19 protein-coding genes are annotated in these 21,284 nt (G+C 72.6%); 11 read left to right on the plus strand and 8 right to left on the minus strand.

Translation table 11 applies throughout. The annotated features are described in order from the left end of the window. Positions 1-13: 13 nt before the first annotated feature. Both K1J57_RS17795 and lexA read right to left on the minus strand, forming a co-directional pair. The gene (locus K1J57_RS17795; protein ID WP_220559686.1) at positions 14-1,090 is read right to left on the minus strand and encodes a S9 family peptidase; all 1,077 of its coding nucleotides are present in this window, start codon (positions 1,088-1,090) and stop codon (positions 14-16) included. Positions 1,091-1,304: 214 nt separating this feature from the next. Next, on the minus strand, positions 1,305-2,030 hold the full coding sequence (lexA, locus tag K1J57_RS17800; protein ID WP_355267974.1) for a transcriptional repressor LexA: 726 nt from the start codon (positions 2,028-2,030) through the stop codon (positions 1,305-1,307). A 541-nt stretch (positions 2,031-2,571) separates the two neighbouring features. On the opposite strand from lexA, the gene nrdR reads away from it, so the two are divergent. The 5 genes from nrdR to K1J57_RS17825 all read left to right on the plus strand — a co-directional run bounded on the left by nrdR (position 2,572) and on the right by K1J57_RS17825 (position 9,214). Beyond that, positions 2,572-3,060, plus strand: coding sequence for a transcriptional regulator NrdR (nrdR, locus tag K1J57_RS17805; RefSeq protein ID WP_220559688.1), 489 nt, complete (start codon positions 2,572-2,574; stop codon positions 3,058-3,060). Between the two features lie 92 nt (positions 3,061-3,152). Next, positions 3,153-7,235, plus strand: a complete 4,083-nt coding sequence (locus K1J57_RS17810; protein WP_220559689.1) for a vitamin B12-dependent ribonucleotide reductase — start codon at positions 3,153-3,155, stop codon at positions 7,233-7,235. Positions 7,236-7,284: 49 nt separating this feature from the next. Further along, positions 7,285-7,602: a hypothetical protein gene (locus K1J57_RS17815; RefSeq protein ID WP_220559690.1), complete on the plus strand. Its 318-nt coding sequence runs from the start codon at positions 7,285-7,287 to the stop codon at positions 7,600-7,602. Positions 7,603-7,734: 132 nt separating this feature from the next. Further along, complete coding sequence (locus tag K1J57_RS17820; RefSeq protein WP_220559691.1) at positions 7,735-8,748, plus strand: hypothetical protein; 1,014 nt, start codon at positions 7,735-7,737, stop codon at positions 8,746-8,748. A 37-nt stretch (positions 8,749-8,785) separates the two neighbouring features. Further along, positions 8,786-9,214 carry a CBS domain-containing protein gene (locus tag K1J57_RS17825; RefSeq protein ID WP_220559692.1) on the plus strand — a complete coding sequence of 143 codons (429 nt, stop codon included), beginning with the start codon at positions 8,786-8,788 and terminating at the stop codon, positions 9,212-9,214. 14 nt (positions 9,215-9,228) lie between these two features. Here K1J57_RS17825 and K1J57_RS17830 read toward each other — a convergent pair whose 3' ends face one another. Then, entirely contained in the window at positions 9,229-9,525 is a 297-nt protein-coding gene (locus K1J57_RS17830; RefSeq protein WP_220559693.1) for a hypothetical protein, read from the minus strand. A gap of 272 nt (positions 9,526-9,797) precedes the next feature. Between K1J57_RS17830 and K1J57_RS17835 the strand changes: the two genes are divergently transcribed. Next, positions 9,798-11,561, plus strand: coding sequence for an SPFH domain-containing protein (locus K1J57_RS17835; protein WP_220559694.1), 1,764 nt, complete (start codon positions 9,798-9,800; stop codon positions 11,559-11,561). After that, positions 11,562-13,007, plus strand: a complete 1,446-nt coding sequence (locus K1J57_RS17840; protein ID WP_220559695.1) for an SPFH domain-containing protein — start codon at positions 11,562-11,564, stop codon at positions 13,005-13,007. Positions 13,008-13,073: 66 nt separating this feature from the next. On the opposite strand, the gene K1J57_RS17845 is transcribed toward K1J57_RS17840, so the two are convergent. The 4 genes from K1J57_RS17845 to K1J57_RS17860 form a co-directional block, all read right to left on the minus strand. Beyond that, entirely contained in the window at positions 13,074-13,265 is a 192-nt protein-coding gene (locus tag K1J57_RS17845) for a hypothetical protein (RefSeq protein ID WP_220559697.1), read from the minus strand. 215 nt (positions 13,266-13,480) lie between these two features. Next, positions 13,481-14,137, minus strand: coding sequence for a hypothetical protein (locus K1J57_RS17850; RefSeq protein ID WP_220559698.1), 657 nt, complete (start codon positions 14,135-14,137; stop codon positions 13,481-13,483). An 81-nt stretch (positions 14,138-14,218) separates the two neighbouring features. Then, positions 14,219-14,827: a DoxX family protein gene (locus K1J57_RS17855; protein WP_220559699.1), complete on the minus strand. Its 609-nt coding sequence runs from the start codon at positions 14,825-14,827 to the stop codon at positions 14,219-14,221. Between the two features lie 193 nt (positions 14,828-15,020). Then, positions 15,021-15,173 (minus strand): CGNR zinc finger domain-containing protein, encoded by a 153-nt coding sequence (locus K1J57_RS17860; protein WP_255646406.1) that lies wholly within the window; start codon positions 15,171-15,173, stop codon positions 15,021-15,023. Here K1J57_RS17860 and K1J57_RS17865 point away from each other — a divergent pair. The 3 genes from K1J57_RS17865 (at position 15,168) to K1J57_RS17875 (ending at position 17,402) form a co-directional block, all read left to right on the plus strand. After that, positions 15,168-15,566: a hypothetical protein gene (locus tag K1J57_RS17865; protein WP_220559700.1), complete on the plus strand. Its 399-nt coding sequence runs from the start codon at positions 15,168-15,170 to the stop codon at positions 15,564-15,566. The two genes, K1J57_RS17860 and K1J57_RS17865, sit on opposite strands and share 6 nt — an antisense overlap. 9 nt (positions 15,567-15,575) lie before the next feature. Beyond that, positions 15,576-16,286: a ribonuclease HII gene (locus tag K1J57_RS17870; protein ID WP_260697199.1), complete on the plus strand. Its 711-nt coding sequence runs from the start codon at positions 15,576-15,578 to the stop codon at positions 16,284-16,286. Between the two features lie 222 nt (positions 16,287-16,508). Then, complete coding sequence (locus K1J57_RS17875) at positions 16,509-17,402, plus strand: transposase (RefSeq protein ID WP_220559701.1); 894 nt, start codon at positions 16,509-16,511, stop codon at positions 17,400-17,402. Positions 17,403-17,428: 26 nt separating this feature from the next. On the opposite strand, the gene K1J57_RS17880 is transcribed toward K1J57_RS17875, so the two are convergent. Further along, on the minus strand, positions 17,429-18,598 hold the full coding sequence (locus tag K1J57_RS17880) for an RNA-guided endonuclease TnpB family protein (RefSeq protein ID WP_220559702.1): 1,170 nt from the start codon (positions 18,596-18,598) through the stop codon (positions 17,429-17,431). Between the two features lie 229 nt (positions 18,599-18,827). On the opposite strand from K1J57_RS17880, the gene K1J57_RS17885 reads away from it, so the two are divergent. Next, positions 18,828-21,269, plus strand: coding sequence for an AAA family ATPase (locus K1J57_RS17885; RefSeq protein ID WP_220559703.1), 2,442 nt, complete (start codon positions 18,828-18,830; stop codon positions 21,267-21,269). Positions 21,270-21,284 lie beyond the last annotated feature (15 nt).

The raw sequence follows: 21,284 nt of genomic DNA on the forward strand, positions 1-21,284 counted from the left end.
CGCGGCCCGCCGGTCACCAGGCGGTGTCGACGAACTCCGCCAGCGCCGGGGCGACCTGCGGGGCGAAGGGGCGCTCGGCGTCCAGCACCGTCGCCCCCGGCCCGTCCTCGTAGACGCGGAAGATGTGGTCGGCGTCGGGGATGTCCACCCGCTCGGCCCGGGGCAGGCCGGTCATCAGCCGGTCCACCTCCTCGCCGGTGACCTGGGCGTCGGCCTCGCCCCACAGCACCAGGACCGGGGTGTCCTCGGGCAGTTCCGCGGCCAGCTCCACCGGGTCCATCCGGTCCATCCGGGCCAGGAACCCGGCGTTCTGCGGCGAGTACAGGGTGCCGACGACGCCGGTGAGGTCGTCGGGGACCTCCCGGCCGCCGCGCACCGCGGCCCGCCCGGCGCGGGCGTCGGAGAGCATGGTCACCGCCTCCGTCTCGGTGAGCTGCCCAGCCGCCTCGACCGCGCGCACCTGCTCGGTGAGCTGGCGGTCCAGCACGTCCAGGTAGCGGTCGCCCACCGGTGCGGCCAGCACCAGGGCCGGCGCGGCGTCCACCAGGGTGTGGGCGCGCAGCGCGTAGAGGGAGCCCTCGCTGTGTCCGACCACCGCGGTGCGGGCCGGGTCCACCTCGCTCTGCCCCACCAGCGCCTCGTAGGCAGCGGCCATCTGGGCGTCGAACACGTCCGGGTCCACCGGGGCCTCCGGGTCGAGGCCGCCCAGTCCGGTCTCGCCGCTGCCGAGCTTGTCGTAGCGCAGGGAGGCCACCCCCGAATCGGCCAGGAGGCGGGCGAAGTTGAGGTTGGTGTTCGCGTCGGGGCGCATGTCGGCGTTGCCGTCGCGGTCGGTGGGGCCGCTGCCCGAGACGATCAGCGCGCCCGGGACCGGGCCGGACGTGTCCGCGGGCAGGGTGAGGGTGGCGAACACCTCGATCCCGTCCACGGTGAAGCTCAGCTCACGCTCGGAACCCGCCACCCCGGGCGGCGGGGCGGCCTCCTCCCCGGCCGGAGCGCAGGCGGAGGTCGACAGCAGGGCCGCGGCCGCGGCGACCGCCACGGCGCGCCCTCGGGCACGCGGGAAGACGAGGGAAGCGAACACCCCCATAGCCTAGGCGCCCGGGAGGACGCCCGACGCCCCGGGCGGCCCGGAGCGGCGGGGGCCGCCACCGGTGTCCGGGACGGCCACCGGCCGCCGCGGCGGCCCGCCGGTCGCACCCGTGGCCCCGCACGGGTGCGACATGTCCCGTACCGCCCGCGGACCCGCGCCCGGTCCCGCCCGGCGGGGCGGACCGGCCGGGGGGCGACCGGGGGCGTATCGCTCAGACCCGGCGCATCACGGTGACGACCTTGCCCAGGATGGTGGCCGCGTCGCCGTTGATCGGCTCGTAGGCGTCGTTGCGCGGCATCAGCCACACGTGCCCGTCCTCGGTGCGGCGCAGCACCTTGACCGTGGCCTCCTCGTCCAGCAGCGCCGCGACGATGTCCCCGTTCTCGGCGTCCGGCTGCTGGCGGACCACCACCATGTCCCCGTCGGTGATGGCGGCGTCGGTCATCGAGTCGCCGACCACGGTGAGCATGAACAGCCGGCCCTCGCCGACCAGCTGCCGCGGCAGCGACAGCACGTCCTCCACCGACTCCTCGGCCAGGATCGGGCCGCCCGCGGCGATCCGCCCCACCAGGGGCACCCGGGCGGCGTGCGCCGGGTCGGACTCCTCGGCGGCGACCAGCGCGCGCACCCCGGGGCGGCCCGGCTGGCGCAGCTCCACGGCCCGCGGCCGGTTCTGGTCGCGGTACAGGTAGCCCTTGCGCTGGAGCACCTTGAGCTGGTGCGCGACGCTGGAGGGGCTGGACAGGCCGACCGACTCCCCGATCTCCCTGATCGACGGCGGGTAGCCGCGCTCGCGCAGGTACCGCTGGATACAGTTCAGGACGCTCTGCTGGCGGGCGGTGAGCTTGGGCGCCTCCTCGGGCGCGCCCGCCTCGCCCACGGGCGCGAGAACGGTGGTGGTTGCGGAATCCAGGGGTCCGGGATTCTCCTCCGGCACGGCCGGCCTCCTCGGCATCGGTTCGGTCAGGGCCTGCTTGCACGACTGGCCACCACCGGTCTGCGACCGCTCCGGACCCTGTGTCCACGTGATGGCGAAACCGGCGTGAAATCAAGGCCAACGTTAGTCGTTGCGCACGGTGATATCAAACAAGCGTTCGAGGCCTGTGGACAATTGCCGAGAGGATTTTCCGCGGCGCTTTTCCGGCCTCACTTACGTGTGTACACGTGTTCACGTCGCGTCGCCCCCGGAATGGCGGAAGATGTGCCGTCGGGTTCGAGAACGGGGGGATGCGGGGCGGATCACCCCCGGGCAAGGGGTCGACCGAAAACCCCGAGCCGCGCCGTGGAAGGGGATTCGCGGCGATATCCTGGGCGGCGCGCGGCTGTGACACGCGGGGCGCGCGAAAGTTGCGGTTCGTCCGACCCTCCGACTAGGTTCGACCACAACATCTGGTGTCGCTGTTTGAGGCGTCGGCCCAGGAGTTGTGGTTAAGTAGACCCAGGGTTGTCAGTTCGGCGAGGGAAGCAGGTGAGCCGGGATGCACTGTCCGTTCTGCCGCCATCCGGACACCCGGGTGATCGACAGCAGGTCCACCGACGACGGCGCGGCCATCCGCCGCCGCCGTTCCTGTCCTGCCTGCGAACGCCGTTTCACCACACAGGAGACCGTCCTGCTGATGGTCGCCAAGCGCTCCGGCGTCACCGAGCCCTTCAGCCGGACCAAGATCATCGCCGGGGTCCGCCGGGCCTGCCAGGGCCGCCCGGTCTCCGAGGACGCGCTGGCCAAGCTCGGCCAGCAGGTCGAGGAGGAGATCCGCGGCCGAGGCGTCGCGGAGGTCCCGGCCCACGAGATCGGCCTGGCCATCCTGGGCCCCATGCGCGACCTCGACGAGGTCGCCTACCTGCACTTCGCCAGTGTCTACCGCGGTTTCGAGAGCCTCGCCGACTTCGAGGCCGAGATCGCCAGCCTGCGCAGCGACCGCGAGGCCGAGGCCCGGGCCAAGGAAGAGGCCGACACCACGGCCTGACGCACCGCTCCCCGGGGGCGCCGAGGGAACGCCCCCGAGCAACGGTTCCGCGCGCGGGCCGCGCCCGCGCCCTATCTTCGGGGGACTCCGCCATGACGGAAACCACCAGCGGATCGACGGGACGCAAGGGCAAGGGGAGGCGCAAGGGGCTGAAGATCCCGCGGATCTTCACCACCGAAGGCGTTCATCCCTACGACACCCTGGAATGGGAGCGCCGGGACGTCGTCATGACGAACTGGCGCGACGGAACGGTGAACTTCGAACAGCGCGGGGTCGAGTTCCCCTCGACCTGGTCGATGAACGCCACACAGATCGTCGCCGGGAAATACTTCCGGGGCGCGCTCGGCACCCCGGAACGGGAGTGGAGCCTCAAACAGCTCATCGACCGGGTCGTCGGCGTCTACACCCGCACCGGCCGCGAGCACGGGTACTTCGCCGGCGAGGCCGACGCCGAGGTCTTCGACCACGAACTCAAGTACGCGCTCGCCCACCAGCTCTTCAGCTTCAACTCACCCGTGTGGTTCAACGTCGGAACCCGCGCGAAGGCCCAGGTGAGCGCCTGCTTCATCCTGTCGGTCGACGACACCATGGAGTCGATCCTCGACTGGTACAAGGAGGAGGGGATCATCTTCAAGGGCGGCTCGGGGGCGGGGGTCAACCTCTCCCGGATCCGCTCCAGCAGAGAACTGCTCTCCTCCGGGGGCAGCGCCTCGGGGCCCGTGTCGTTCATGCGCGGCGCCGACGCCTCCGCGGGCACCATCAAGTCCGGCGGGGCCACCCGGCGGGCCGCCAAGATGGTGGTGCTCGACGTCGACCACCCCGACATCGGGGAGTTCATCGACACCAAGGCGCACGAGGAGCGCAAGATCCGGGCATTGCGCGACGCCGGGTTCGACATGGACCTGGGCGGCGCCGACATGGCCAGCGTCCAGTACCAGAACGCCAACAACTCGGTGCGGGTCTCCGACGCGTTCATGCGCGCCGTCGAGGACGGCGGGCGCTTCGGCCTGGTCGCCCGCACCACCGGCGAGGTCGTCGACGAGGTCGACGCCAAGGCCCTGTTCCACCGCATGGCCGAGGCCGCCTGGGAGTGCGCCGACCCGGGCGTCCAGTACGACGACACCATCCAGGACTGGCACACCACCCCCGAGTCCGGACGTATCACCGCCAGCAACCCGTGCTCGGAATACCTCCATTTGGACGATTCGTCCTGCAACCTGGCGTCGATCAACCTGCTCGCGTTCCTGCGCGAGGACGGCACGTTCGACGTGGAGGGGTTCACCCGGCTGACGGAGCTGGTCATCACCGCGATGGACATCTCCATCACGTTCGCCGACTTCCCCACAGAGAAGATCGCCGAGACCACCCGCGCCTACCGCCAGCTCGGCATCGGCTACGCCAACCTCGGCGCCCTGCTCATGGCCACCGGCCACGCCTACGACTCCGAGGGCGGGCGCGCCGTCGCCGCCGCGATCACCTCGCTGATGACCGGCGTCGCCTACCGGCGCAGCGCCGAGCTGGCCGGTGCGGTGGGCCCCTACGAGGGCTACCGGCGCAACGAGGCGTCCCACATCCGCGTCATGCGCAAGCACGCCGCCGCCAACGGCGCCCTGCGCACCGTCGGCGCCCTGGAGGAGCCGATCCACGCCGCCGCCACCCGCGCCTGGGCCGACTGCCTGGAGACCGGAGAACGCCACGGCTGGCGCAACGCCCAGGCGAGCCTCCTCGCGCCCACGGGGTGCCTGACCGGGGACACCCTGGTCACCACCGACCGGGGGCTGACCCGGCTGACCGAGCTGGGCGATGTGCACGGCCCCCGCTGGCAGGACCTGTCCGCCACCGTCTCCACGGACGAGGGACCGAGGCGGGCCACGAAGTTCTACGTCAACGGCGAGGCGCCCACCCGCCGCATCGTCACCGAGGGCGGCTACCGGCTCCAGGGAACGCACACCCACCGGATCAAGGTGGTGGACGCGGACGGGGCCTGGAGGTGGAAGCGCTTCGCGGACATCTCCGAGGGCGACCTCGTCCCGCTGCAGATGGGGACCCTCGTCGGCGTCCCGCGGAACGTGGCGCTGCCGGTCCTGGACCAGGCCTACTACACGGGCGACCGGGGGGTCACCGTCCCCGACACGGTCGATGAGGAGCTGGCCGAACTCGTCGGCTACTTCATGGGGGACGGCAGCCTGCACGCCGAGGGGATCCGGCTCTGCGTCGCCGACACCGACGAGGACGTCGCCGAACGCCTGGCCGTCCTGGCCAAAGGCTGCTTCGGGCTGGTCCCGAAGGTGACGCGCAGGCAGGGCTACCTGGAGGTCCTGCTCTCCTCGGTCCGGCTGGCCCGGTGGTGGAAGGCGGCCGGGTTCGCCAAGGGATCGCCCGGACAGGACCACACGGGCAAGGGGTGGACGCCCCGGGTGCCCTCGGCGGTCCTGGAGGCCAACGATCCCGCCGTGTACGCGGCCTTCCTGCGGGGCCTCTTCGAGGCCGATGGCACAGTGCTCGAAGGGGTCCCGAGCCTGTCCACCGCACACGACGCCTTCGCCGGGGAGGTGCGCACCCTGCTGCTGGCCCTGGGCATGGCGACCACCACTCGGACGACCCGCAGCGGCCTGGGCGGGGACCTGTACATCCTCCGGCTGCGCAACCTCGACCACGCCCTGCGCTTCGACGAGGCGGTCGGCTTCATGGGCGACCGCAAGAACCGGCTCGTGGCGGACCTGGAACCGGACCGCGCGCCGAAGCGGGACCGGATCGTGCTGCCGCGTGCGGTCTGGGACGACCTGGTCCCGCCGGGGCACCCGCTCCGCGGCGACGTCCTGCAGGCCCTGCGCAAGTACGCGGGTGTGCCCCGCCGCACCGCCTCGCTGGTCCACGCCGGGACGCCGGACGCCCGCCTGGGGCGCGCCCTCGGGTACCTCTTCGAGCGGGTGGCGGCCAACGAGGACGGGGGCGTGCAGCCCACCTACGACCTCTCGGTCCCCGACAATGTCACCTATGTGGCCAACGGGCTCGTCAGCCACAACACCATCGGGTTCATGATGGACTGCGACACGACGGGGATCGAGCCGGACTTCTCGCTGGTGAAGTTCAAGAAACTGGTCGGCGGCGGGTCCATGCAGATCGTCAACCGCTCGGTGTCGCGGGCCCTGGAGCACCTCGGGTACCAGCCCGAGCAGGTCGAGGCGATCGTCGAGTACATCGCCGAGCAGGGCCACGTGGTCGACGCCCCCGGCCTGCGCGAGGAGCACTACCCGGTCTTCGACTGCGCCATGGGCCGCCGGTTCATCGAGCCCATGGGCCACGTGCGCATGATGGCCGCCGTGCAGCCGTTCCTGTCCGGGGCGATCTCCAAGACGGTGAACGTGCCGGAGGAGGCCACCGTCGAGGACTTCGAGCACATCTACTTCCAGGGCTGGAAGCTCGGCCTGAAGGCACTCGCCGTCTACCGGGACAACTGCAAGGTCGGGCAGCCCCTGTCCACCGCGAAGAAGGAGCCGCAGGAGGCCGAGGCGCCCGCGCGGCCGGTGCGGCGGCGGCTGCCCAAGAAGCGCCCCAGCGAGACCACGTCGTTCTCGGTGGGCGGGGCCGAGGGGTACATCACCGCGGGGTCCTACCCCGACGACGGGCTGGGCGAGGTGTTCATGAAGCTCGGCAAGCAGGGGTCCACCCTGGCCGGGGTCATGGACGCGTTCTCGATCGCGATCTCCATCGCCCTGCAGTACGGGGTCCCCCTGGACACGTACGTGGAGAAGTTCACCAACATGCGGTTCGATCCCGCCGGGATGACCGACGACCCCGACATCCGCATGGCGCAGTCGGTGATGGACTACATCTTCCGCCGCCTGGCGCTGGACCACCTGCCCTACGAGGAGCGGGCGGCCCTGGGGGTGTTCTCCGCGGCCGAGCGGCAGGCGCAGCTGGCGGGGGAGGACCCGGCGCAGGTCGCGGCGCAGGTGGAGTCCTACGCCCAGTCGGCGCCGACCGGCGAGCGGGAGCCGCGGGTCGCGCCGTCCGCGCGGGCGGACGACGCGCACTCCACCACGGAGGTGGTCGAGCGCGCGCAGGGGTTCGTCGCCGACGCCCCGCTGTGCGTCACCTGCGGGACCAAGATGCGCCCGGCGGGGAGCTGCTACGTCTGCGAGGGCTGCGGCTCCACCAGCGGCTGCAGCTGAACCCGGGGTGCCCCCTCCGCTACGCTCACGGCGAGCGGAGGGAGCACCCATGGCGCGCACCGCCCACCACGCGCGGATCCACCGGGAGGGCAGGCCGCTGGTCGGCCTGCGGTACGCCCGCGGCCGTCCCCCGGAACGCGTGGTCCGCCGGGTGCGGGTCCACGAACTCGCCCGGGTCCTCGTCCGGGACGGCTCCCTGGGTGCGGAGGCGGCCGTCGCCGAACGGCGTGAGCGCTGCCGCGCCCGCCGGGCCGTCGGCCTGACCCGACGCGCGGTCACCGCCGACGGGCACCTCGTCCCGGACGCGGCCGAGGAGGTCGTGTGGCCTTCCGGCCGCCACCGCCGCGGTGCCCTCTGGTCCGTCTGAGCCCGCGCAGTGCAGCCCGGCGAACTCCCCGGGCGTGAACGGGGGTGGCCGTTTCCGCAACGCCTTGTGCGGGGCGGGGAGGCGTGGGAGCATTCCCCGCATGACCAACGGAAGCGAGTCCACGAACGCGTGGTGAGCCCGGCGCCCGGTGCCGGGATCTCCTTGTACGAGCACGCCCTGTGCCTGCACGCCCGCATCCCCGACGGCCCCCTGGAGCCGCAGAACGACCCCTTCCCGGAGGGGGCGATGAACCTGCGCCACGCGCCGCGCGACCGGATCGGGATCGACGCCGCCGAGGCCGTGCGCGCCCACCTGGCCTGGCCGGACCTGCACCCTCGCTTCCTGGGGTGGGCGGTGCGCGAGGTGGCCGTGCCGATCTTCCGGGACGAGCGGATCACCGAGGCCGTGCGCGAGGCGGACCCGGCGCACGCCCGCCGGACGGGCCGCTGGCTGGTCCGCCGCGCCACCGACGTCAACTCCGTCCTCATCGGACTGGCTCTGCTGCTGGAGAGCGCCGAACCCGCCGACATTCCGCTGGTACAGACGGTCTCGCTGTACTCGGAGACCTTCGGCCCGCTGGCCTACCGGATCCTGGAGCGGCTGCCGGACGCGACGGACTCCCTGCTCTGGGCGGCCGAGCGCTCCCAGGGGTGGGGGCTGGTGTACGCCGTGAAGGCGCTGCTGCGCCAGGACACGGAGGAGGCGCGGCAGTGGCTGCTGCGCCGCCCGGCGGACGGCGACATCGCCCAGGGGTACTTCGCGCACGCGGTCCTGGTAGGGACCCGAGCGCACGAGGAGGTGGCCCGGCCCGACGCCGACCCCGCCCTGGTGGACAACACCGGCCTGTTCCTGCTCACGCTCACCCACTGCCGGGGGATGGGCACCGACCTGCTCGGCTACGCGCACGCGCGGGTCGCCGTCACGGCGTTCTTCGAGCACGTGTCCCGGCTGGGGCCCACGTCCGCGAGGTTCCGCGCGGTGCAGGAGCTCACCCGCCACCTCCACGCGAACACGCCGGAGAGACTGGGCTGGGACCCGCGGCGGGCGCGCCGCCTGGGGCGCACCCTGCTGGCGGCATGGGCCGGCCCCACCGAGCCCGTCCCGTGGGGCGGACACCGGTGGTTGGGCGTGCAGGGCGGCGGGTAGCCCTTCAGCAGCGACACGCCCGCGGAAGGTGGACCCCATGCTGATCGCCGCGATCCTCCGGACCAAGGGACCCGACGTGGTGCGCGTCCCGCCCGACGCGACCGTCGCGCTGCTGCTCACCGAGCTCGCCCGGCACAACATCGGCGCCGTCGTCGTCACCGACGGCGACCGCCTGCTGGGCATCGCCTCCGAACGCGACGTGGTGCGCGGCCTGGAGCGGCACGGCGCCGACCTCCTGGCCGCGCCGGTCTCCTCGATCATGACCGCGGACGTGGTCACCTGCACACCGCGCGACACCGTCGAGGAGATCGGCGAGACCATGACCCGGCGCCGGTTCCGGCACGTCCCGGTGGTGGAGGGCGGCCGGCTGGCGGGCATCGTCAGCATCGGCGACGTCGTCAAGAGCCGGGTGCGGGGCCTGGAGTACGACCGCGCCCAGCTGGAGGCCTACATCCACGGCCGCTGACGCCCCGCCCGCGGTCAGTCGCGTTCGGCGGCGACCGCGACGGCGGCGGTGGCCGCGGTCACGCCCAGCACGGCCGGCCAGGAGCCGATCTTCTTGGCCAGCGGGTGGGACAGCCCGAACGCCGCCACGTAGACGCCGGTGAGGGCGACGGCGGTGCCCAGCCCGGGGCCGCGGCGCCAGGTCTCGAACGCGGCCGCGCCGAACCCGGCCAGGACGGCGCCGCCCAGCGGCCGGTTCCCGGTGGCCCTGGCCACGGTATAGCCGCCGATGAGCCCGGCGGTGGTCAGGACGGCGCTCGGTACGGCGGCCATGGGAGCTCCTCGTGTTCGGGGACGGTACGCGCGAACGACGTTATCGCCCGCGTCCCGGGGGTGCCATTCGGCACGCTCCCGACGCGGGGTGATCACCGTACGGCCACGCTCCGGGGGCGCCTCTGGGTTCCGGGCATCACATATGCGAAGGTCGGAACCATCCGCTATGGCATTCGCCCCACAGGAACCGCCGTCGACCTGGAACCGGTCCCCGATACGCGGCGTCGAAGCGGATAGTTCCCAGACATCTCCGAACCTAGGAGTTCCCGCCCATGTCGTTCGCGCAGACGGTGCGCGGCGCGGCCGCGGCGGTCGCCCAGGGAGGCGACCCGCGGCAGGCCGTGACCGACGCCCTGCAACAGACCTCCAGGCAGGTCACCGAAGGTGGTGGACTCGACCCGAGCGACTTCGTCGCCGCCCGCGACCAGGGCGGTTCCGTGGGCACTCGGATCGAGCAGAAGACCGCCTCGCTCAACAACGCCGGTGAGGCCATCAACCGCAGCAGCTACGAGCGCGGCCCCAACGGCCCGGTGCACGTGGTCTGCCCGATGGTCATCCCCCGGGGCCGCACGTTCGTCACCATGCTCCCGGCCGTCGCGCTCATCGCGCTGGGCCTGGTGGGCGCCCTCCTCGTCCTCCTGCCGTACTCACTGGCCGGCGGCAACGCGCTGCTCAACCCGTTCTTCGGCCTCCACTACTGGATCATCACCATCGCCATCACCGCCTTCATGTGGTGGCGCCAGGGCATGGTCATGGTGCCGGAGGGCTGCGTCGCCATCGTCACCCACTTCGGGCGGATGGAGCGCATCTACCCGCCGGGCCTGGTGACCCTGTTCAACCCGTGGAAGCGGGTGTCCTACATCGTGAACGTGGTGCGCGAGTACCCGTTCAACGCGCCCATCCGCTCGGCCCCCACCAAGAGCGGGGTGCAGGCGTCGGTCGACCTGTTCGTCCAGTTCCAGATCAAGAACCCGGAGGGGTTCGTCTACACGCTGGGCGGCGTGCACGGCTTCCAGGAGAAGCTCAACAACGCGATCAGCGAGACCACCCGCAGCCTCATCTACGAGCAGGAGGCCTCGGCGATCTACGACCTGGTCGGGGAGAGCACCCAGGGGCTGCTGGCCCAGCTCAACCGCCAGTTCAGCGACATCGTCGTGCTGACCAGCGCCAACATCACCCACGCCGAGCCCTCCAGCCAGGAGTACCGGATGGACCTGGCGGCGTCGGAGATGGTGCGTGTCGCCAAGGACGCCTACACGTTCGAGTACGAGCTGCAGCTGCGCAAGGAGCAGAACGAGGGCGACCTGAACAAGGAGCTGGCCACCCTCAACGAGACGCTGTCGGCGATCCAGGCCGACATCGCCCAGTACCAGGCGCAGATGGACACCGCCCTGGAGCGGGAGACCAACCGCGCCCGAGCATTGGCCCGCCAGCGGTTCGTGGAGGCCGAGTCCGAGGCCAACGCCAACGCGGCCCTGCTGCAGGCCCAGGCCCTGGACATCCGCGCGGTCAGCGCGGCCGAGGCCCCGGAGATCCTCAACTACCGGTTCCGCGAGAGCCTGCTGGACAAGCTCTCGGAGGTCGCCGACAGCCTGCCCCAGGTCCTGCGGATCGGCTCGGGGGACGCGGCCAGCGTCGACTACCTGCGCATCGCGCAGGAGATCATCGGCCAGGCCGACGCCGCCCTGTTCTCCCAGGAGGACATGGAGGCGATCCGCTCCCGCCTGGGCGAGATCAACGCCCGCATCTCCGAGCGCCAGGACGAGATCGACGCCCTGCTGCGCGAGGACGGCGCCGGACGGGAGCAGTCCCCGGCGGACGCGCAGGCCCCCGGCGAGGACCTGGTCGAGGAGATCCGCCAGTCGGTGTCCGACCAGGCCATCGACGAGCGGCTGGCCGAGGCGCGCGACGCCGAGTCGGCGCCGCAGGAGCCGGCCCCGGAGGCCCCGCCCGCGGCCGAGCCCTACGCCGACCCGCAGGACCCGCCGCTGCCGCCGTGGTCCCAGGGACCCGACACGTTCGAGGGAGGCCGCTAGATGAGCCAGCAGGTCAATGTCAGGAGCGGCTCCAGCATCAAGGAGTCCCTCTCCTCCTGGAGCGATCTCGCCGGGCTGCTGCGCGGCGGCGACCAGGGCGCCGTGGTGCCCGTGGTCATCCCCAAGGACAACCGCGGCCTGCGGTGGATGGTCCTGGTGTGGATCGGGCTGTTCGCCCTCACCTCGGGCCTGGTCATGTCCATCAACGTGGCGGTCGAGGGCGCGATGTCCGCGCCGATCAACGCGGTGCTGGCGCTGCCCGCCCTGTTCGTCGGCGTCATCTCCATCGTGGTGGCGGTGCTGTGGTGGTGGCGCAGCTCGATCATCGAGATCGAGCACGGCACCCAGGGCATCCTCACCAAGTACGGCAAGGTGCAGAAGGTCATCGCCCCGGGCCGCCACTACCTGTGGCACCCGTGGAAGCGCGTGGACTACGTGGTGGACACCAGCACGGAGATCCCGTACACCGCACCCGTGGTGGCCTGCCCGACCCGCGAGAACGTGCCGCTGAAGTCGATCGAGTTCTTCCTGAAGTTCCGCATCCACGACCCGCAGCGGTTCGTGCTGTCGATCGGCGCCAGCAACTTCGACCTGGTGCTGTCCAGCGCGGTGCAGGACGCCATCCGCCAGCGCAGCCGCCTGGTGCGCACCGAGGCCGCCTACGACCTGCGCGGGTCCAACGTCGAGGACATGCGCACCCTGCTCAACCAGCAGCTGGAGAAGTACGGCGTGGTCATCACCGGCTGCAACATCCCCGACGTGCAGCTGCCCAACCAGTACCAGCAGCACCTGGCCACCCGGGAGCGGGTGTCCAAGGAGCTGGTGGCCTACGAGCAGGAGTGGGAGCTGACCCGCAAGCGCCGCATCGACACCCTGCTGATGGACATCGAGCGGTCCAAGAAGGTCCGGGACGCCAAGATCGTCGAGGTCAACGCGTCCCTGAACAAGGCCCGCAAGGACGTCGCGCAGATGCTCCAGGAGCAGGAGACCGAGGCGCAGCGGGTGCGCTACGAGATCGAGACGCGCGGCCGGGCCGACCTGGTCGCCGCCGAGAACGAGGCCAAGGCCCAGCAGCGCCTGGCCACCGCCTACCGGGACAACCGGGCGGTGCTGGAGTACGAGCTGGCCCGCCGCCGCCTGGACGTGGGCGCGACCCTGGCCGAGCGCGCCCCGCGCCCGGTCGTGGTGCAGACCGAGGCCGGGTCGGGGGACTCCTCGGCGCTGTCGACGCTGCTCACCGCGCAGCTGCTGCCGCAGGTTCTGGGCAACGGCGCGCGGGCCGCGAGCGCGACGGCCAAGGCGGTCGAGGGCCTGGAGTCCGCGCGCGGCGCGGTCGCCGCCGCTGCCGCCCGCCAGCAGCAGCTGGCGGACGAGTACCAGGAGCAGCAGGACATCGCCATGCGGCACCAGTTCGAGAACGGGGAGGGGTTCGGCGGCCGCCGCTGACCCGTACCCCCTGAGAGCGGAAGGGCTCCGCGACCCTCGTGGTCGCGGAGCCCTTCTCCGTTCCGGTCAGCCGCGGGGGGAGAGGTCGGCGTAGCCCGTTCCGATGTCGATGCCGTTGCGGGCGGCCAGTTCCACCAGGTCCTCGATCTCCCCGGCCTGGCCGAGGGCCAGGTCGTCGTCGCCCCGGGCGTGGGCCCGGCGCAGCGCGGTGATCGAGTCGTGGATGCGCAGGTGAAGGGTGAGCGTGAACTCGCGCATGAATCCTCTCCTCAGGGTCCGCCGTCGGGCCGGGGTCAGGGGGACCCCTCCCGGGCACCTCTCTGTCTACACGGCCAAGGTGAGAACCGCGTTGGAGGAGCACAAGCCCCGGCAAAGGCACGGAGAAGGCCCGGCGGCCTGCGCCGCCGGGCCCTCGTCCGGATGTCGCGGTGTGCGGCTCCCCGGGGAGGTCCCCCGGCCGCGCGGCCCCGCCGCTAGTGCTCCACCCACACGTACCAGTCGTCGGTGACGTGCTCGTAGATGCGCGTGCCCTGCCCGCTGACGAACACGCCCTCGGGGAGGTCCCCGTCGCTGTGCGCCAGCCCGGAGCGGCCCACCAGCCCGGCGCCCTCCACCTCGTAGTGGAGCACCCCCTCGGTCACGCTGAGGCTGCGCAGCGAGTACAGCCCGGCCCGCTCCCCGTTGAGGGGGATGGCGGAGGACTCGTCGGCCCGGTCGGCCATGGCCAGCAGGTCCTCGGCGGAGGCCTGCACCCGGGCGCTCAGCGGCACGTCGGCCGCGGAGACCCCGATGGCCAGGGCGGCGATCAGCGGCGCGGAGATCCAGCGCAGCCAGTAGTGGCGGATCATCGGCCGGGCGACGGCCAGGGCGATGCCCAGGCGCAGCGCGCCCATCCCGGCCAGCAGCATACCGCCGACCAGGCCCACCACGAAGGTGGGCAGGTGGCCGGAGGGGACGCTGTCCTCGAAGAGGATGAGCAGGGCCACCACCGTGCAGGAAGGGATGTAGAGCCGCCCCGGGGGCCGGGAGGCCCAGCTGATGAGCCGCCGGCCCAGGGTGGGCTTCTCGGCGATCTCGATCAGTTTGGCCACGGACCCGTCAGGGGTCGGGCCGGAACCTACGGCGGACATGGTGTTCCCCCCACCGAATCCATGCTGGTGACGGACGCGGTCCCGGGAGGGCGTGAGAAGGAGGAGCCGGAACGGGCCGCGTCACAGTTGAGACGGCCGACGTACAGCGGCCTGTCCCACAGGATAGAGCAGCGGCGGAGCGTGTTCGGGGCGACGCGTGGAAATAGCGGGAGGTTTCCCCTCCGCCCGGTCCGGGCGGGGACGGGCCGCCCTGCGCCGTTCGGGGCGCTCGGCGGGTTCGGGGGCCAGCACGAGGTGGTCCCAGGACCACCGCCCGCCGTTGACCGCCATGAGCAGGCATACCGCCGTGACCAGCGCCGTCACCGGCCAGGAGTCGAACGGGGAGAGCCCGGGGGAGGCGGGGGAGAGGGCGCCCAGCACCGCGCACAGGGCGAGCAGGGGGCCGGCGAGCCATGTGAGCAGACCCACGGCGAAGGACAGCGAGGTGGCGACCATGAGGGCGGGCAGCAGGTGGACCGCGAGGGAGGGCAGGGGCGTCCCGGACTCGGCCAGGTGGGCGGCCAGCCGCGCCTCCTGGCCGCGCAGGGCGAGGCCGTGGTCGGCGAACACCCAGCCGACGCCGATCCGGGTCAGCGCGGCCCCGATGTCGTACAGGCCGCGGCGGCGCAGGCGGACGCGCGACCGGGGGCGTGGCCTCTGGCTCCGGGGATGCCGGGTGGGGCGCTGCATGTCCATTCCTCCGGGTCACACCTGTGCGCGGTCCTGACAAGCGGAAACTACCGAAAGTCATGAGCCATGACGCGGTGTGATAAACGGCGAGTCGTGCAAAGACCCGTCCCGGACGCCCGTTCCCGGCGTTCGGCCGCTCCGCGGGCTCCCTGGTGGCGGCCCGCGGCCGTCGCGGAGCCGCCCGGCCCCGGTGTCAGCCGGACGCGGCGCCCGCCTCCGGCGTCCGCTCGCGGTGGCGGCGCACCCGCATCCGGGTGGAGCAGCGCGGGGAGCAGTAGTGCCGGTTCGCCCGGTGCGAGGTGTCCAGGAACGGGGTGTCGCAGTCGTCCGCGCCGCAGGTGTGCACGCGGCGCGCACCCCCGGCCGCCGCGAGGGCCTGTGGGCCTTCGGCGCGGCGGCCCTGCTGGTCGCGGGCTGCCTGCTGCTGGCCTCGGGACCAGCCCTACCCCTGGCCGCCCTGGCCCTGGCGCTGAGCGGGCTCCCGGTGGCCGCGCTGCTGGGCCTGCGCTCGCACATGATCGACCTCGCCGTCCCGCCGGGGCAGCGCGCCGGGTACTTCTCCTGGGCCTTCGCCCCCCAGAACGTCGGCTTCGCCGCCGGCAGCGCGGCCCTGGCCGTGGTCGGGCAGCCCGTGCTCCTCACAGCCGCCTCCCTGGCCACCCTGGCCTCACTGGTCGTGGCCGTGGGCCTGTCCCGGTCCTTGCGCGAACCGGCGGCGGAGCCCGCCGCCGCCCTCTAATCTGGGAACGTGTCGATCTCCGAGCCCGCCGCCAAAGCACCCGCCGCAGCCCCCGCCGCACCCACCTACGAGGTGGAGGACGAGCTCCGCGCCGCCGGGGCGCGGGTCGTCGCGGGAATGGACGAGGTGGGGCGCGGCGCCTGGGCGGGGCCGCTGCTGGTCTGCGCCGCCGTCCCCGGCGAGGGCGAGCCGCCCGCCGGCCTGACCGACTCCAAGCGCCTCACCCCTGCTCGCCGCCGCGACCTGGCCGCCCGGCTGGAGCCCTGGGTGGCCGACCACGCCTTCGGCTGGGCCGAGGCGGCCGAGATCGACGAGGTCGGCATGACCGAGTCCCTGCGCCGCGCCGCCCGCCGGGCCCTGGCGGGGCTCACCGTCCGCCCGGACGCCGTCCTGCTGGACGGCTCCCACGACTTCATCGGCCGCCCCTGGCGGGTCCGCACCCAGGTCAAGGGCGACCTCACCTGCGTGAGCGTCGCCGCCGCCGCGATCCTGGCCAAGGTCCGCCGCGACGCGCACATGGCCGAGCTCGCCGAGCTGCACCCGGGCTACGCCTTCGAGCGGGCCGCCGGGTACCCCTCGCCCGTCCACCGCGCCCACCTGGCCGAACACGGCCCCACCCCGCAGCACCGGATGAGCTGGTCCTACCTCGACGACCTGCCCCGGTGGAGCCACCTGCGCAGGCCCCGGCCCGGCCCCGGGGGCCAGATCCCCCTGCTGTGACGGCCCGCGCCCCCGCGGTGCGCGGGGCGACACGCCGCCCCGCACTGGACAACCGGGGACGGTTGGGGCAAGGGTCAACTTCACCCGGGACCGCGATCCCGGGATTGGAGGTGGCGCCCGACCGGCTGCCGGGTGGGCTCCTCCGTCCGACCACCCCTAGATCGTTGATGGGAAATCCCTGAACCCGCTGCGCGCATGGCGAAGGGCGTCGAGGATCAGAGTGTGACCAATGACCTTGACGCCCTTCTGACAGCACTCTACGTCCATCTCGACGACCATGTGCTCCCTTCGGCGAACCAGCGCCGCGGCCCGGGCCGCCCCCGAAAGCTCACCGACGCCGAACTCGTCTGTGTCGCCCTGGCCCAGGTCCTGCTCAGGTGTGACTCCGAACGCCACTGGATGCGGGCGGCACCGGCCCGGATCGGGCACCTGTTCCCCCGCCTGCCCGGCCAGTCCGAGTACAACCGCCACCTGCGCGATGCGGCCCCGGTCCTGCTCAAGGCCGCGATGTGGCCGGCCCGCTCCGTCCCGACCTGGTGGGAGAACCTGCGGTTGATGGACGGCACCCCGGTGCGGTGCGGGGCCTCTCGCGTGACGGTGGACCGCTCCGGCCCGGGCGAGGTGGCCGGGTACGGGCGGGACGTGTCCCACCACGCCTTCTACTGGGGTGCCAAGCTCGTGCTCATCACTACCGCGGAGGGGTCGGTGTGCGCGTTCTCCCTGGCCCACCCCAAGGAGTTGGACGAACGCAAACAGGCACTGCATCTGCTGCACGTCCGACCGTGCGCTCCGGGGCCGGCGGTGATCGTGTGCGACAAGGGCTTCGCCGGGGTCGGTATCGAGACGGCGGCCGCCGGGTTGGGGTTTGCCCTGGTGCGTCCGGCGCTCAAGGGCGAATCCGTCGAGGGCCGGTTCCCGGGCTGGTTGCGTCAGAGGATCGAGGCCGTCATCTGGACGTTGAAGAACCAGCTCGGCCTGGAGCGCCACCAGGCTCGCACCAGTGAGGGGCTGTGGGCGCGGGTGTGCCAGCGCATCTGCGCGCTCAACGCCGCGATCTGGCACAACTGGCTGGTGGGTGCCCCGGTCAAGCGGTCGTTGATCGCCTACGACCACTGACCAGGACACATTTCCCCATCAACGATCTAGGGGGCGGTGGGGACGCGTGACTCACGCCCCGCGTTCCACGCGTCCTGGCCCCTGCGGGCCAGGACGCGGGAAGCGTTGCGGTCGGCGTGCGCAACGACGCCGCACGACCGGCAGATGAAACGGGCTTGGGAGATGCGGTTGTGGCGGTGGGTGTGGGAGCAGTGGGCGCACTCGCGTGAGGAGTACGCCGCGTCCACGGACACCACCGGCACCCCGGCCCGTTTCGCCTTGTAGGTGATGAAGTCTCCCAGCTGGCGGAACGACCAGCTGTGCAGCGCGGCCCGTTGGGGCTTGCGGTGCCGTACCCGTGCGTGAATCCCCGTCAGATCCTCGAGGGAGATTCCTCGTCCGGTGCGTTCGGCCTCGGCCACGATGCGTTTGGCGATGACATGGTTGGTGTCCCGTGTGTGGCGGGACTCCTTGCGGCGCTGCTTCTTCAGCAGGCGTTTGGCACTCTTGGTGCCCTTGGCCTGGAGCTTGGCGCGGAGCCGTAGCCGGCGCCTGCGGTACCGGTTCAGTGTGCGCCCGGCCATGATGTGGCCGTCGCTGGTGGTGGCGATGTTGACGATGCCCAGGTCCACGCCCAAGAACCCGTCCGGCTCGTACTCGGGGGCGTCGGGCACGGTCACGCTGACCAGCAGGTACCACGTCCCGTCCCGGGCCACCAGGTCGGCCTCGCCCCGTTTGTGCTCGGCCAGCGCCTTGGCCTGGGCGGGTGAGCAGGTGAACGGCACCCCCTTCAGCCGTCCCCGCACGGTCCACAGCGAGATCGTGCGGGCGTCCGGGGCGAAGGACAGGTTGCGGGCGTCGTAGGGCTGGGCCGCGTCGGATCGGAACACGATCGGCTTGGACCCGGCTCCGCGGCGGCGCTTCGATCCGGGCCTGCCGTGGTCGCCGTTGCGGATGCCGGTGGCCAGGGAGGTGTAGGCGTCGGCGACCTTCTTGATGAGGTGCTGGGCCGCTTGGGAGCCGATCCCCGCTGCCCGCACATCCGCGTACACCAGTTTGCGGAGCGGGAAGTTCCTGGTCGTGCCGGTGTCGAAGGCCACCTGCGACACCCGGTTGGCCTGGGTGTTGACCGCGTGCAGGGTCGCCGCCAGCGCCGCCGCCTGCTCGGGCGACGGCGTCAGCTTCACCTGCACCGTGATCGTCGACACGGGTTGCATTCTGCACCCGCATGGTGGCGGAACGCGCTCGGACGCCCTTTTTCCCGGGGGTGACCCGCGTCACCGGATGCCGGGTACGGTCTATGCGGCGATTCCTCCCGGGGCTTCAAGCCCAGGGAGGCCCCACCGAACTAAGCTGAAGGCGTGGCGTCGACCCCTCGACCCCCCTCCGGCCAGCGACCCCCGGCCGGAGGCCCGCCTCCGGACCCCCACGCAGGAAGGGGCACCGATGACGCGCGACACGCGCCCCGGTACCGAGGTCCCCGGACCTTCCGGGCTGGAACGCCTGCGCACCAGGTACCGGGCCGTCCCCCCGGCCAGACGGCTGGTCGCCGGGGTGGCCGTGCTCGCCGTCGTCGCGGTCGCCGCCCTGGTCGCCTCGGTGCCCGTGGTCACCGCGGTCTCGGTCGCGCTGGCCCTGATCCTGCTCTTCGCCGCGCTGATGCGCTCGGCCGACGCCCTGGTCACCGTGGTCGTCTGCCTGATCTGGACCGCGGTCGCCTTCCCGCTCTTCCAGCTCCCGCTGGCCGGGGAGCCGGTCACCCTGCTCGTCCTGCTGCTGCCGCTGCCGGTCGTGGCGGCGGCAGCCGCCGTGCGCGAGTTCCCGGTCTGGCACACCGCCGCGCTGTCCCTGACCGCGGGCCTCGTCTTCGGCTTCTCCCTGGCCCTGGTCGGCATGGTCGCCCCCACGCCGCCCTCGTCCTGGGGGATCGGGGCGCTCTACGCCGCCGCCGGCGCCTGCCTGCTGTGGCGGCTGTCCGCGTCCCGGCAGATCCGCAAGGAGTCCGAGGCCGCCCGGGAGAGCGCCCAGGCCGACACCCGCCCGGTCTCCCGCGGCGCCCGCTCCGAACGTGTGAAGGGCCGCGCCGACGCCTCCCGGCCCGCGGCACCCGCCCGCGGGCGCGCGGCGGCCGCCGATGCGGGAGGTGAGCCGGTGCCGGTCGACGAGGCCCTGGCCGAGCTGGAGGCGATGATCGGCCTGGACCCGGTCAAGCAGCAGGTCCGCGGGCTGGCCGCGTCCATCGAGGCGGCCCGGCTGCGCGCCGACGCCGGGTTCCCGGTGGAGCGGCCGCTCCGCCACCTGGTCTTCTCCGGCCCGCCCGGCACCGGCAAGACCAGTGTGGCCCGCACCCTGGCCACCATCTTCCACTCCTTCGGGCTGCTGCCCACGGCCCGCGTGGTGGAGGCCCAGCGCGCCGACCTGGTGGGGGAGTACCTGGGGGCCACCGCCATCAAGACCAACGGCCTCATCGACGGCGCCCTGGGCGGGGTGCTGTTCATCGACGAGGCGTACTCCCTAGTCAACGAAGGCGACGGGCAGAGCGACCGGTTCGGCAACGAGGCGGTGCAGACCCTGCTCAAGCGCGCCGAGGACGACCGGGAGAACCTGGTCATCGTGCTGGCCGGGTACGAGAAGGAGATGGACGCCTTCCTGTCGTCCAACCCGGGCCTGGCCTCGCGCTTCTCCACCCGGATCACCTTCCCCAGCTACACCGCCGACGAGCTGTTCCGCATCGCCGGGAGCTTGGTCGCCCAGCGCGGCGACGTCCTGGACGCCGAGGCCGAGCGGACTCTGCGGCGAAGACTCGACCAGGCCGTGCAGCGCGAGGCCGTCGACGAGCTGGGCAACGGCCGGTTCGCCCGCTCCCTGGTGGAGAAGGCGGCCCAGGCCCGCGACGTACGGGTGGTCACCTCCGGGGTGGCGGGCGACCGGCCCGCGCCCCGGCCCGAGGCCGAGGAGCTCATCACCCTGCGGTCCGCCGACGTGATCACCGCCTACGACGAGCTGACCGCGCGCCTGCCCGGGTTCGGCGAGGCGCCGGGCATCGAGGAGGCCCTGGCCGAGCTCGACGCCATGATCGGGCTGGAGCCGGTCAAGGCCCAGGTCCGTTCGCTGGTCGCCCAGCTGCGGGTGGCCCGGCTGCGCGAGGAGCAGGGGCTGCTCAACCACGCGCCCATGCGGAACTTCGTCTTCACCGGGCCGCCGGGCACCGGCAAGACCACCGTCGCCCGCGTGCTGGGCCGGGTCTTCGCGGCCCTGGGCATGCTGGCCCGCGCCGACGTGGTGGAGGCCCAGCGCGCCGACCTGGTGGGCGAGCACCTGGGCGCCACCGCCATCAAGACCAACCGGCTGGTGGACCGGGCCCTGGGCGGGGTGCTGTTCATCGACGAGGCGTACTCGCTGATCAACCCGGGGTACGGCGGCGGGGACGCCTTCGGTGCCGAGGCGGTGCAGACCCTGCTCAAGCGCGCGGAGGACGACCGCTCCCGCCTGGCGGTGGTGCTGGCGGGCTATCCGGCGGAGATGGAGCGGTTCCTGGCCTCCAACTCGGGGCTGGCCTCGCGGTTCAACGTCCGGGTCCGCTTCCCGTCCTACACCGCCGACGAGCTCACCGCGATCGCGGAGGCGCTGGCCGCCCGCACCGGCGACGCCTTCGACGACACCGCCGTGGAGGACCTGCGCAGCATCTTCTCCCACGTGTGCGCCGAGGGGTGGATCGACGAGCTGGGCAACGGGCGCTTCGCCCGATCCCTGTTCGAGAAGGCGTGCTCCCAGCGGGACCTGCGGGTCTCCCAGGAGGTCGGCGACGCGGCGACCGCCGCCGAACTGACCGTCCTCACCAGTGCCGACGTCCGCTCCGCCTATGCCGAGGCCACCCAGCAGAGCTGATCCGGCGGGCGCCGG

The sequence above is a fragment of the Nocardiopsis sp. MT53 genome (assembly GCF_019598965.1).
Taxonomy (GTDB): Bacteria; Actinomycetota; Actinomycetes; order Streptosporangiales; family Streptosporangiaceae; genus Nocardiopsis; species Nocardiopsis changdeensis.